Genomic DNA, 12,240 nt, shown 5'->3' with positions numbered 1-12,240 from the left:
CTCCCGGAGCGGTCCGGCCCGCGGATCCAGCCCGCGGTCCGATCCGCTCCGGTCAGCGGATTTTGAGAGTGATCCTCGATCCCTTGGGCGCCGGCTCGCCGCCCTCCACCGACTGGCTCCTGACGGTGTCGCCGAACAGTCCGAGCAGGCCGCGGTCCTCCTCGACCTCGAAACCGGCGCCCTCCAGCTTCCGCCGGGCGTCGTCGACGCTGTCGCCCACCACGTCCGGGACCTCGACCATCTCCGGGCCCTTGGACAGGGTCAGCGTCACGGTGTCGCCCTCGGCCACCCGGCGCCCTTCGCCGGGCGACTGCCGGGCGACCTGGCCCTTGTCGTGCTCGGAGGTGACCTGGTCGGTGGCGATCCGGACCTTCAGGCCGGCCTCCTCCAGGGCGGTCTTCGCGTCCTCCAGGTCCTCGCCGGTGACGTCCGGCACCTCCACCGGGCGGCCCTTGCTGACGGTGAGCGCGACCGCCGCGCCCGCGCGCATCCGCGTGCCCGTCGCCGGGTCGGTGGAGACCACGAAGCCCTCGGGGACGTCCTCGCTGAACGCGCGCGTGACCATGCCGGGCTCCAGGCCCTCCTGCCGGAGCACGGACCGGGCCTTGTCCAGCCGGTAGCCCGCCAGATCGGGCAGTTCCACGAACGCGGGGCCGTCGGAGACGGTGAGCGACACCGCGTCGTTGCCCCGGATGCGGGCGCCCGGCCCGGGGTCGGTGTCGATGACCGCGCCGCGCTCGACCGTGTCGCTGTGGGCGCGGCGGACCGTGCCGACCTCCAGGCCGGCCTCCTCCAGCCGGTCCCGGGCCTGTGCCTCGGTCTTCTCCAGCAGCGGCGGCACCTTGGTGAACTGGCCGGAGTTGATGTACCACACGCCCGTGCCGGCACCGAGCACGAGCAGCACCGCGGCGACGATCGCGAGGGGGCCGCGCCGGACGGCGGGGCGGCGGCGCGGCGCGGCGGCCGGGGACGGGGGCTCCAGCCGGCGCGTGCGGTGGACCCCGTCCGCCGCGGCCCCGTCCTCCCCGCTCCCCTCGTGCTCCCTGCCGTCCCCGCCGTCCCCGTCGACGGGCAGCGGCCGGGGCACGGTCAGGGCGCGGGGGATCACGCTGGTGCGGTCCTCGGCGTTGTCGTGCTCCGCGGCCAGCGCCCGCGGCGGCACCGCGTCCAGCTGCTCGGCGGTGAGCGCCCCGCGGGCCCGGCGGGTCAGCGCCAGCAGCGCGACGGCGTCGTGCGGCCGGTCCTGCGGGGCGCGGGCGGTCGCGGAGGCGACCAGCCCGTCCAGCTCGTACGGCATGCCCGGCACGGCGGCCGACGGCGGCGGCACGTCCTCGTGGAGGTGCCGGTAGAGCACCTGGGCGGGGGAACCGCCGTCGTACGGCTTGGCGCCGGTCAGCATCTCGTACAGGACGACACCGCACGCGTACACGTCGACCCGCGGATCGGCGGTGCCCTGCTCGATCTGCTCGGGCGCCAGGTAGGAGACGGTGCCGAGGACGGCCCCGGTGGTGTGGGTGACCGTGTCCACGGCCCGGACGAGCCCGAAGTCGGCCACCTTGACCCGGCCGTCGTCCCCGATGAGGACGTTCTCCGGCTTCATGTCCCGGTGGACGAACCCCGCGCGGTGGGCGGCGCCCAGGGCGGCCAGGACCGGCTCCAGGATGTCCAGCGCGGCCCGCGGCTGGAGCGCCCCGCGCTCACGCAGCACGTCGCGCAGGGTGCAGCCGGAGACGTACTCCATGGCCAGGTAGACGTACGCCCGGTCGGTGCCCTGGTCGAAGACCTGGACGACGTTGGGGTGGGCGAGCCGGGCCACCGATTTGGCCTCGCGGATGAACCGCTCGACGAACGAGGCGTCGGCCGCGAGCGCCGGGTGCATCACCTTCAGCGCGAGCACGCGGTCCAGGCGGGTGTCCACGGCCCGGTAGACCGTGGCCATCCCGCCGACCGCGATCCGCGCGTCGACGCGGTACCGGCCGTCGAGCACCTGCCCGACCAGAGGGTCCTGAAGGGTCGTGTCCACGCAGGCGAGTCTACGAGCCGCCGCCGGCACCGCTCACCGCGGAAGCGGCGGCCGGGCTGGCCGCGGTGGCCCCGCGGCCGGCGCCGCCCTAGAACGCGGGCCGCTCCGGATCCAGCCGGGCCAGGCCCTCCACCGGCGAGGACGCCTCGGCGAAGTGGCGGCGGGGGATGCGCCCCGCCCGCCGGGCCAGCCGGCCCGCCTCCACCGCGTGCCTCATCGCCTCCGCCATCAGCACCGGCTCCTGCGCCCGCGTCACGGCCGAGGCGAGCATCACACCCGCGCACCCCAGCTCCATCGCCAGGGCCGCGTCCGACGCCGTGCCCGCGCCCGCGTCCAGGATTACCGGCACGCGCGCGTGCTCCACGATCAGCTGGAAGTTGTGCGGGTTGCGGATGCCGAGCCCGGAGCCGATCGGCGACCCCAGCGGCATGATCGCCGCGCAGCCGACGTCCTCCAGCTTCCGCGCCAGCACGGGGTCGTCGTTGGTGTAGGGCAGCACCGTGAACCCGTCGTCGACCAGTGTCTCGGCCGCCTCCAGCAGCTCGACCGGGTCGGGCAGCAGGGTGCGTTCGTCGGCGATGACCTCCAGCTTGACCAGGTCGGTGCCGAGGGCCTCGCGCGCGAGGCGGGCGGTCAGCACCGCCTCGCCGGCCGTGAAGCAGCCGGCCGTGTTCGGCAGCACCCGGATGCCGAGCCTCTCCAGCACCGAGAGGACCGAGCCGTGCACCGAGGGGTTCACGCGCCGCATCGCGACCGTCGTCAGCTCCGTGCCGGACGCGACGAGCGCCCGCTCCAGCACGTCGAGGCTGGGCGCCCCGCCCGTGCCCATGATCAGGCGGGAGGTGAAGGTCGTCCCGCCGAGGACGAAGGGATCGTCGGCCATGGGTCAGCCTCCTTGGACGGCGGTGAGGACTTCGACGCGGTCGCCGTCGGACAGGGCCGTGGCGGGCCACTGCGCGCGCGGGACGACGGTCTCGTTCAGGGCGGCGGCCACTCCGGACGGTGCCTGGGTGAGGGTCCTCACCAGGGCGTCGAGGGCCGTGCCGGGGGCCACCTCGCGCGGCTCCCCGTTGACCAGGACGTTCATGCGGGCTGCTCCGTGAGTGCGGGGGTGGTGAAGCGTGCGGGGGTGAAGGGGCGGGCCTCGGCGGGGAGGTCGCCGGTGGTCAGGACGTGCGCCATGACGTCGCCGGTGACCGGGGTGAGCAGCACGCCGTTGCGGTGGTGGCCGGTGGCCAGCAGCAGGCCCTCCAGCGCGGTCGGGCCGAGCAGCGGCGCGTTGTCCGGGGAGCCGGGGCGCAGGCCCGCCAGGGTCTCCGTCAGCGGCAGCTCGGTGATGCCGGGGACCAGCTCGTGGGCGTCGCGCAGCAGTTCGTACACACCGCCCGCGGTCACCGTCGTGTCCCAGCCCATCTCCTCGCTGGTCGCCCCGACGACGAGTTCGCCGCTCTCCCGGGGCACCAGGTAGAGGGGGTTGCCGCGCACCACGGCCCGTACCGTCCGGTTCAGCAGCGGTGGCCGCCCGCCCGGCATCGTCAGCCGCACGACCTGCCCCTTCACGGGCCGTACGGGGGGCAGGACGGCGTCCGGGACACCCGCGAGCCGTCCGCTGAGGCTGCCCGCGGCCAGGACCGTCCGCCCGGCCGCCAGCGCCGTGCCGTCGGCCGTGACCACGCCGGTCGCCCGGTCCCGGACGACGGTGAGCCGCTCGGCCCACGCGCGGTGGAAGACCACGCCCGCCCGCTCGCAGGCGGCCACCAGCGCGGCGGCCAGGCGCCGGGGGTCGATCTGGTGGTCGCCGTCGACTCCGAGCCCCCCGCGCACGCTCGGCGCGAGCATCGGCTCCAGGCGCCGGCACTCGCGCCCCGACAGCCACTCCGACTCCAGGCCGGACCGGAGCTGGAAGGCGTGCAGCTCCCGCAGGTGGGCGCGGTCGTCGGAGTCCAGGGCGACGGCGAGGGTGCCGCAGCGGCGATAGCCGAGGTCGTGGCCGGTGGCCTCGGTGAGCTCGGCCGCGAACTCCGGGTACCGGCGCGCCGAGGCGACGTTCAGGGCGAGCAGGGTCTGCTCGCCGTAGTGCAGTTCCGTGACGGCGGCCAGCATCCCGGCCGCCACCCGGGCGGCCCCGCCGCCCGGCTCGGGGTCCACGACTGCCGTGGCGAGCCCGCGCTGCGCGGCCCGCCAGGCCGTGACCAGGCCGATGATCCCGCCCCCGACGACCAGGACGTCGGATGTGTCGGACGTGGGTGACATGGGCGTCCAGCCCCTCCCTTCGCCGGCATGACCCGGATCAGGTTCGTACGGTCGGAGGCCGCCAGCCTCCCTCTCAGCCCGGTGCGTCCGGGCTCCCGCGAGTGCTTTACGTTGGCCACCCTAGCCCTTGGTCCCGCGCGCCTGTAAGGGAGCCTCCGCCCATGACCCGTTCGCTCGAAGGCCTCGTCCTCGCTCCCGTCGCCGATCAGGCGCCGGGCCAGGTGGGGACCCGCACCCGGTTCGCCTACCACGAACGGGAGGGCGAGGTCTGGGCCGAGTACGCCGGCGGTGACGTCGTGCGCGGCTTCCTGGTCGGCACGCGCGAGGGCGACCGGCTCGACTTCCGGTACGTGCAGCTCCGGCCCGACGGCACCACGTCGTCGGGGCACTGCGTCGCGACGGTCGTGGAACTGCCCGACGGGCGGGTGCGGCTGGAGGAGACCTGGGAGTGGGAGTCGCGGACGGGCGGCGGGACCAGCGTGGTGGAGCAGGTCGCCGGGCGGGCGGGCACCGGAACCGGCTGACGCCTCCTCAAGGGTCCGGGCCGCCGCGGTCTATGGTGATCGGGTGAGCGAGCAGACGCAGGAACCGGGGGAGCCGGGGCGAACGGGAGGGACGGGAGCGTCCGCGCCGCGCCGCGTGGTCGTGGTGGGCGCCGGCATGGCGGGCGTGCAGACCGCCGCCGCCCTGCGGGAACAGGGCTTCACCGGCACCGTGACGCTGATCGGCGCCGAACCCCACCAGCCCTACGACCGGCCTCCCCTGTCCAAGGCGATCCTGCTCGGCACGGCCGAGGGCTCCGCCTTCGACCTCGACTTCGAGGCACTCGGCATCGACCTGAGGCTGGGCTGCGAGGCACTGGGCCTGCGCCCCGGGGCGCACGTCCTGGACACCTCCGCCGGGCCCGTGCCGTACGACGTCCTCGTCCTGGCCACCGGCGCCGAACCGGTCCGGCTGCCCGGCGCCGAGGGCGTCCCCGGCGTGCACCTGCTGCGCACCCTGGACGACGCCGAACGGCTGCGCCCGGTCCTCGCCCGCCGGCACGACGTCGTGGTCGTCGGCGCGGGCTGGATCGGCGCCGAGTTCGCCACGGCCGCGCGCGAGGCGGGCTGCGCGGTGACCGTCGTGGAGGCCGCCGACCGCCCGCTCGCCGGGGTGCTGCCCGCCGAGGTGGCCGCGCCGATGGCGGCCTGGTACGCCGAGGCCGGCGCCGAACTGCGCACCCACGCGCGCGTGGAGCGCGTCGAGCCCGGCGCGGTGGTCCTCGGCGACGGGACGCGGCTGCCCGCGGACGCCGTCGTCGTCGGCATCGGCGCCCGGCCCGCCACCGCCTGGCTCGCCGGCTCCGGCGTCGCGCTCGGCGCGCACGGCGAGGTCGTGGCCGACGACCGCCTGCGCACCTCCGTACCGGACGTCTACGCCGTCGGCGACTGCGCCTCCTTCCCGTCGGCCCGCTACGGCGCACGCCTGCTGGTCCACCACTGGGACAACGCCCTGCAGGGGCCGCGCACGGTGGCCGCGGACATCGTGAGCGGGGCCGCGGCGGCCTACGACCCGGTGCCGTACTTCTGGTCCGAGCAGTTCGGCCGCTTCGTCCAGTACGCCGGCCACCACGCCGCGGCCGACACCACCCTGTGGCGCGGCGACCCGTCCGGGGCCGCCTGGAGCGTGTGCTGGCTGCGGGAGGACCGGCTGGTCGCCCTGCTGGCGGTGGGGCGCCCCCGGGACCTGGCCCAGGGCAGGCGGCTGATCGAGGCAGGGGTGCCCGTGGACCCGGTGCTGCTGGCGGACCCGGCCCGGCCGCCGAAGTCGGCCACCGCCTGACGCCGGGAGGCGGCCGGGCGCCTCCCCCCGGGCGGGGCGGGGTCCGGTTTCCCACTGTCGGTGCCGGATGGCAGGCTGGAGGCGTGACCGAGATTGACGCAAAGATCGATGCTCTCGTGCCCGCCTGGCTCACCCTGCCCGACATCGCCGAGATGCTCGGTGTCGAGGTGACCCGCGTGCGGCAGCTGGTGAAGGACGGCCAGCTCATCGCCGTACGCCGCGGTGAGAACCGCGCGCTGCACGTCCCTGCGGACTTCATCGACGGGGACAAGGTCGTCAAGGGCCTGTCCGGGACCCTGACGCTCCTGCGGGACGACGGCTTCACGGTCGAGGAGATGCTGGAGTGGCTCTTCACGCCCGACCCGACCCTGCCCGGCACCCCCGCGCAGGCGCTGCGCGAGAACCGCGGCACGGAGGTGAAGCGCCGGGCTCAGGCGCTCGCCGTCTGATCCGGCCCGCCGTCCGGCCCGCGGGTCGGACGGCGGGGCCCTCGGCCGTGGCCGGTCACGGGAGCACCTCACCGTCCGGCCCGCGAAGGCCCGCACGCCACCCGTGACGGGGCGCCCCGCCACCACCGACGACCGGGGAGCCCCGCACGCCCGTCGCGGCGGGTGATCCCCGCCCCACCCACCGACGGGGATCCCCGCACCACCCGCGACCGGAATTCCCGTACACCACCGACCCCCGGGGGACACCCGCATGCCCGACACCGCCGCCACCGCACGCGCCCGGCTCGCCGACGCCCGGCTCTACCTGTGCACGGACGCCCGCACCCGTCAGGGGGACCTGCCCGAGTTCCTGGACGCGGTGCTGGCCGGCGGCGTCGACATCGTGCAGCTGCGCGACAAGGACATGGAGGCGGCCGAGGAACTGGAGCACCTGGAGGTCTTCGCCGACGCCTGCGCCCGGCACGGCAGGCTGCTCGCGGTCAACGACCGCGCCGACGTCGCCCACGCCGCCCGCGCCGACGTCCTCCACCTCGGCCAGGGCGACCTGCCCGTGCCCGCCGCCCGCGCCATCCTCGGCGACGACGTGCTCATCGGCCGCTCCACCCACGCCGAGTCCGAGGCCGCCGCGGCCTCCGTCCAGGAAGGCGTGAACTACTTCTGCACCGGCCCGTGCTGGCCGACCCCCACCAAGCCCGGCCGCCACGCGCCCGGCCTGGACCTCGTCCGCCGCACCGCCGCGCTCGGCACCGAGCGCCCCTGGTTCGCCATCGGCGGCATCGACCTCGGCAACCTCGACGAGGTCCTCCAGGCGGGCGCCCGGCGCGTCGTCGTCGTCCGCGCGATCACCGAGGCCGACGACCCGGGCGCGGCGGCGGCCGAGTTCGCGAAACGGCTGCGGCAGGCGTAGCGGCCGCGGCGGGTGCGGCGGCCGGCCGGGGCCCGTTCGCGGCGGGACTGTCCAAGGGATGGACAACAAGTCGGCATATCGGGCAAATCGCCGGTCCTCGGTTGGGGGACCGACGCCCCCTGGCTAACCTGCCCGTATGGCCCTCGGAACCGCATCCACCAGGACTGATCGCGCACGGACCGTGCGCGACATCCTCGCCGCCGGCAAGACGACGTACTCGTTCGAGTTCTCGGCGCCGAAGACCCCCAAGGGGCAGAAGAACCTGTGGAGCGCGCTGCGGAGGGTCGAGGCGGTCGCTCCCGACTTCGTCTCCGTGACCTACGGAGCCGGCGGTTCCACCCGGGCGGGCACGGTCAAGGAGACCCAGCAGATCGTCGCCGACACCACCTTGACGCCGGTCGCCCACCTCACCGCCGTCGACCACTCCATCGCGGAGCTGCGCAACATCATCGGCCAGTACGCCGACGCCGGCATCCGCAACATGCTGGCCGTGCGCGGCGACCCACCCGGCGACCCGATGGGCGAGTGGGTCCCGCACCCGCGGGGCCTGACCTACGCGGCCGAACTCGTCCGCCTCATCAAGGAGTCCGGCGACTTCTGCGTGGGCGTGGCGGCCTTCCCGGAGATGCACCCGCGCTCCGCCGACTGGGACGCGGACGTCGCCCACTTCGTCGACAAGTGCCGGGCCGGCGCCGACTACGCGATCACGCAGATGTTCTTCCAGCCGGAGTCCTACCTCCGGCTGCGCGACAAGGTCGCCGCGGCCGGCTGCGAGACCCCGATCATCCCCGAGGTCATGCCGGTGACCAGCGTGAAGATGCTGGAGCGGCTGCCCAGGCTCAGCAACGCCTCCTTCCCGGACGAGTTGAAAGAGCGGATCCTCGCGGCACAGGACGATCCGGCGGCGGTACGCTCCATTGGCATCGACTTCGCCACGGAGTTCTGCGCGCGGCTGCTGGCCGAGGGAGTGCCGGGTCTGCACTTCATCACGCTCAACAACTCCACGGCGACGCTCGAGATCTACGAGAACCTGGGCCTGCACCATCCACCGCAGGAATAGACCGGTCGCACGCGTGTACGACACACTGCGAAGCGTCCACTGGGAGAGGGGCGTACATGGGCTGGACGGTCCTCTACATCGCGTTCGGCATCGTCGCGCTGTGGCTGCTCGGTGAGGTGCTGCTGCAGTACAAGGCACGCCTGCGCTGGCGGCTGCTCGCCTTCGCGGGCTTCCTCGGTGTCGTGGTCGGTGTGCTCATCCCGTCCGTCGTCGTCATCGGACTGGGCGCGGCCGCCTTCGCGGTCGGCCAGACCTACGTCACGCTGTCGTTCCGCCGAGGCTTCGCGGCCGGCTGGGCGGTCTCCGCGCCGAAGCTGACCGGCGACCGGCGCCGCCGCGCGGGACGGGGCCGCCGGGAGCCGACCCTGCAGGTCTCCGGCCTGGAGGCGGCCGAGGGCGGCGACGGCGACGACGGCCGCGCGCCGGCCGACGACCGCGTGTCGTACGGTCACGCCGACTACGACGGCCATGCCGACTACGACGGCCGCGGCGGCTACGAGGGCCACGGCGGCTACGAGGGCCACGCCGATTACGACGGTCACGCCGACTACGAGGGCCACGCCGACTACGACAGCGACGACGTCTTCACCCCCGCGCGCCCCGTCGCGCCCACGGACGCGGAGACCACCGCCGTGTACGAGTCGCAGCCCCTGCCCGACGGCACCGGCGCGTACGGCCTGTACGGCGACCCCGGCCACGCCCCGTCCCCGCACGCGCCGGCCGCCCGGACCGAGGACCGGCCCCACGCCTACGACCCCGCGGGCCAGGGCGGGCACGGATACGGTTACGACACCGTGGGCGACCGGCAGTACGCCGCCTACTCCGACCCGTACATCGGCACCCGCACCTACGGCGGCACCCCCTACGACACGGGCTACGGCGACCAGCAGGGCTACGGGCAGGACCCGTACGCCGCCGAAGGACACGGGCAGACGCCGCCGGGCGGCGTGTGGGTGCCGCAGCAGCGCAGCACCGACGAGCCCTACGGCGCGCAGCTCCCGCAGGAGCAGCAGCCGTACCCGTACCACGGCGGCGGGCAGCCGCAGGCGCCGGGCTACGACGAGCAGCAGTACCGCTACTGAGGCGGCCGGGCCGCCCCCGGCCGCTCACCGGGAGCCCCGGAACCCGGGCCCCTCCACGATCAGCCCCGCGACCAGCGCGCCCGACATCCCGGCGTGCGGCAGACCGCCCCCCGGGTGCGACCAGCCGCCCACCGTGAACAGGCCGCCCAGACGCGTGCCGTTCGACGGGTGCAGCAGCCGGCCGCCGCCCGCGGCCAGAGCCGGCGCCGGAACCGCACCGCCCTCGGCGCCGGTCGCCTCCGCGATCTCGGCCGGCGTGCGCACCTCGTGCCACAGCAGGCGGTCGCGCAGACCGGGCAGGGCCCTCTCGGCGGCGGTGATCAGGTCATCGGCGTGCGCCCGGTCCTGCGCGCCGGGCCGCGCGGGCACCACCGCGGTGAGGGTGACCGCCTCGTGCTCCCGGTCCGGGACCAGCCGCGGATCGTCGGGCCGCAAAACCGTGACCGTCGGCCGCGCGGCCACGCCCGGCGCCGCCCCGAACACCGCCTCCAGCTCGGCGTCCCGGTCCGGCGCGTGCACCACCGTGCGGTGCGCCGCGCCCTCGGGGCGCGCGCCCCGCAGCGCCAGCAGCACGGTGAGCCGGCTCGCCGTCCCGCGCTGCGGGGGCACCTCGCCGTCGCCCCGGACCTCCGCTTCGCCCGCGAGGCGGGCCAGCACCCCGGGGGCGACCCCGGCGACCACGTACTCGGCCTCCGCCACCGTCCCGTCGGCCAGCTCCACGCCCGCCACCCGGCCGTCCTTCCCGGCGATGCCGGTGACCTCGGCCCCGAAGCGGAAGTCGACCCTGCGCGCCAGGCACCGCTCGTACACCGCGCGAGCCAGCTCCCGCAGCCCCCCGCGCACGTACCAGGTGCCGAAGGCGTGCTCCATGTACGGCAGCACGGCGGCGCTCGCCGGGGTGGCGCGGGGATCCAGGCCGTACGCGAGCGCGTGGCTCTCCAGCAGGGCGGTCAGCCGGGCGTCCCGCAGCTCCCAGGCGCCGACCTCGGCGAGCGTGCCGGCCCGGCGGGTGCGCAGCAGCCGCTTGTGCGGGACCGCCGGGTAGGGCTCGCGCTCGCCCAGCACGCGCCAGTCGGGCCACAGCGGCTCCTCGAGGAGCGGCCGGCGCGTCCGGTCCCAGGCCTCGCGGGCCCGCACCAGGAAGTCGCCCCAGCGCTGCCCGGCGCCCCGGCCGAGCGCCTCGTCCAGGGCGGCGACGACACCCGCGCGGGAGGCGTTCGGCACCGAGACCTCGGTGCCGTCGGCGAACACGTGCCGCGCCGACGGGTCGACCTGGACCAGGTCGACGCACTCCTCCAGCGGCTCCTTGCCGGTCTTGACGAACAGATCGCGCCAGACCGCGGGCAGGGGCAGCAGCCCGGGGCCGGTGTCGAAGGAGAAACCGTCCCGCTCGAAGCGGCGCACCGCGCCGCCGTACGTCTCCGTCCGCTCGTAGACCGCCACCCGGTGGCCCGCCACGGCCAGCCGGGCGGCGGCCGCCATCGCGCCCATCCCGGCGCCGATCACCGCAATCCGTGCCATGTCCGGGACTTTATCGGCCGCCGCCGGCAGTTCCGCCCGAGGGTGCACGCCGCCTTCGGCGCTCCCGCCCGCGCCGGGCGGGCGGGGCGGTACGCGCGCGGACGTCGTCCGACCCAGCCGGCGGCGCGACGACGTGAGGACGGGTGCGCAGGACTGAGTACCCGTACCTAGTGCGGGAGATAAGTACGCGCGCGGATGGGCCCCGACCTGCGGAAACGAGAGAGTGGGGGCACGGACGGGGGCGCGGCTCCGGCACCGGCGGCACGGGGCGCCGGAACGGGGCGGCCCCGGGTCCGCTCCTTCCGCCGGCACGGTCGGCGGGAGCGAGGCACGGGGGAAGACCCGGGGGACCACCGGAAACGGGGGAACACACGGGGGAGCACGAGGGAGCGCCGGTCCGGCGGTGGCCCGCGGGGGACGCGGCCACACCGGGCCGGCGCTCCCGCGTGCGCCGGGGCCTCAGGGACGCCGGCCGCTCACCCGCCCCTGGAGCAGCCGGGACAGGGCCGCGTGCACCTCGTCGAGGGAGCGCTCCGGCTGGAACGACTTCCAGTCCAGCGCGGCCACCAGGACCATGCCGACCAGCGCGGCGGCGGTCAGCGGGACGTCGATCCCCTCGCTGAGCTCGCCGCCCTCCACACCGTCGCGCAACACCTCCTCGACGACCGCGACGGCCTGCTGCCGGACCACCATCAGCGTGGACTGCCAGGCCCGGTTGGTGCGCCACAGCTCGGCGACGTACAGCTGGGTGAAGGCCGGGTAGCGGTCGATGAAGACCAGCCCCGCGCGGATCATCGCGTCCAGGGCGTCGACCTTGCCGCCGCCCTCCCGGGCCGTGTGCTCGGCCGCCTCGCGCAGGGAGGCGGTGAGCAGCCCCACGCCGTGCCGCAGCAGCTCCTCGAAGAGGACGGACTTGCTGGCGAAGTTGTAGTAGACCGTGCCCTTCGCGACCCCGGCCCGTTCGGCGATCTCGTCCACCGTGGTCGCGGAGAACCCCTTCTCGGCGATGAGGGTGACGGCCGCCTCGTAGAGCTTCTGCCGGGTGGCCTCGCGCCTGCTGCCGCCGGACGAGGCGGTGGTGCTGCTTTCCATGGCCCCGATTGTCACAGGCACCCCCCGGG

Annotated in this window: 12 protein-coding genes and 1 riboswitch; of the genes, 6 read left to right on the top strand and 6 right to left on the bottom strand. The window is 75.5% G+C overall.

Going from position 1 to position 12,240, the window contains the following annotated elements; genetic code table 11:
- Positions 1–52: 52 nt before the first annotated feature.
- The 4 genes from pknB to thiO form a co-directional block, all read right to left on the bottom strand.
- Positions 53–2,023 (bottom strand): Stk1 family PASTA domain-containing Ser/Thr kinase, encoded by a 1,971-nt coding sequence (gene pknB, locus ACSU6Z_RS07185; protein ID WP_437043949.1) that lies wholly within the window; start codon positions 2,021–2,023, stop codon positions 53–55.
- A gap of 88 nt (positions 2,024–2,111) precedes the next feature.
- Complete coding sequence (locus tag ACSU6Z_RS07180; protein ID WP_437043948.1) at positions 2,112–2,906, bottom strand: thiazole synthase; 795 nt, start codon at positions 2,904–2,906, stop codon at positions 2,112–2,114.
- A 3-nt stretch (positions 2,907–2,909) separates the two neighbouring features.
- Positions 2,910–3,110: a sulfur carrier protein ThiS gene (gene thiS / locus ACSU6Z_RS07175; protein WP_358781900.1), complete on the bottom strand. Its 201-nt coding sequence runs from the start codon at positions 3,108–3,110 to the stop codon at positions 2,910–2,912.
- On the bottom strand, positions 3,107–4,276 hold the full coding sequence (gene thiO, locus ACSU6Z_RS07170; protein ID WP_437043947.1) for a glycine oxidase ThiO: 1,170 nt from the start codon (positions 4,274–4,276) through the stop codon (positions 3,107–3,109). The genes thiS and thiO overlap by 4 nt, the downstream gene beginning before the upstream one ends.
- A riboswitch (TPP riboswitch) is annotated at positions 4,274–4,385 on the bottom strand. It overlaps the preceding gene by 3 nt.
- 52 nt (positions 4,386–4,437) lie before the next feature.
- On the opposite strand from thiO, the gene ACSU6Z_RS07165 reads away from it, so the two are divergent.
- The 6 genes from ACSU6Z_RS07165 to ACSU6Z_RS07140 all read left to right on the top strand — a co-directional run bounded on the left by ACSU6Z_RS07165 (position 4,438) and on the right by ACSU6Z_RS07140 (position 9,598).
- Positions 4,438–4,800: a hypothetical protein gene (locus tag ACSU6Z_RS07165; RefSeq protein ID WP_437043946.1), complete on the top strand. Its 363-nt coding sequence runs from the start codon at positions 4,438–4,440 to the stop codon at positions 4,798–4,800.
- Between the two features lie 43 nt (positions 4,801–4,843).
- Positions 4,844–6,100, top strand: coding sequence for an NAD(P)/FAD-dependent oxidoreductase (locus ACSU6Z_RS07160; RefSeq protein WP_437043945.1), 1,257 nt, complete (start codon positions 4,844–4,846; stop codon positions 6,098–6,100).
- Positions 6,101–6,183: 83 nt separating this feature from the next.
- Positions 6,184–6,549, top strand: coding sequence for an Rv2175c family DNA-binding protein (locus ACSU6Z_RS07155; RefSeq protein WP_164391998.1), 366 nt, complete (start codon positions 6,184–6,186; stop codon positions 6,547–6,549).
- A 250-nt stretch (positions 6,550–6,799) separates the two neighbouring features.
- A complete protein-coding gene (thiE, locus tag ACSU6Z_RS07150; RefSeq protein WP_437043944.1) occupies positions 6,800–7,456 on the top strand; it encodes a thiamine phosphate synthase in 657 nt (218 codons plus the stop codon).
- 136 nt (positions 7,457–7,592) lie between these two features.
- Positions 7,593–8,516, top strand: coding sequence for a methylenetetrahydrofolate reductase [NAD(P)H] (metF, locus tag ACSU6Z_RS07145; protein ID WP_437043943.1), 924 nt, complete (start codon positions 7,593–7,595; stop codon positions 8,514–8,516).
- A 56-nt stretch (positions 8,517–8,572) separates the two neighbouring features.
- Positions 8,573–9,598, top strand: a complete 1,026-nt coding sequence (locus tag ACSU6Z_RS07140; protein WP_437043942.1) for a hypothetical protein — start codon at positions 8,573–8,575, stop codon at positions 9,596–9,598.
- A 24-nt stretch (positions 9,599–9,622) separates the two neighbouring features.
- Here the strand turns inward: ACSU6Z_RS07140 and ACSU6Z_RS07135 are convergent, their stop codons facing one another.
- Entirely contained in the window at positions 9,623–11,119 is a 1,497-nt protein-coding gene (locus ACSU6Z_RS07135; RefSeq protein ID WP_437043941.1) for a phytoene desaturase family protein, read from the bottom strand.
- Positions 11,120–11,578: 459 nt separating this feature from the next.
- Positions 11,579–12,211 carry a TetR/AcrR family transcriptional regulator gene (locus ACSU6Z_RS07130; RefSeq protein WP_437043940.1) on the bottom strand — a complete coding sequence of 211 codons (633 nt, stop codon included), beginning with the start codon at positions 12,209–12,211 and terminating at the stop codon, positions 11,579–11,581.
- Between the last annotated feature and the right edge of the window lie 29 nt (positions 12,212–12,240).

The organism is Streptomyces sp. enrichment culture, from assembly GCF_964273145.1.
In the GTDB taxonomy this organism is placed as follows: Bacteria; Actinomycetota; Actinomycetes; order Streptomycetales; family Streptomycetaceae; genus Streptomyces.
Note: the sequence above shows the minus strand (reverse complement) of the source record. Positions and strands in the feature narration are given on the sequence as shown.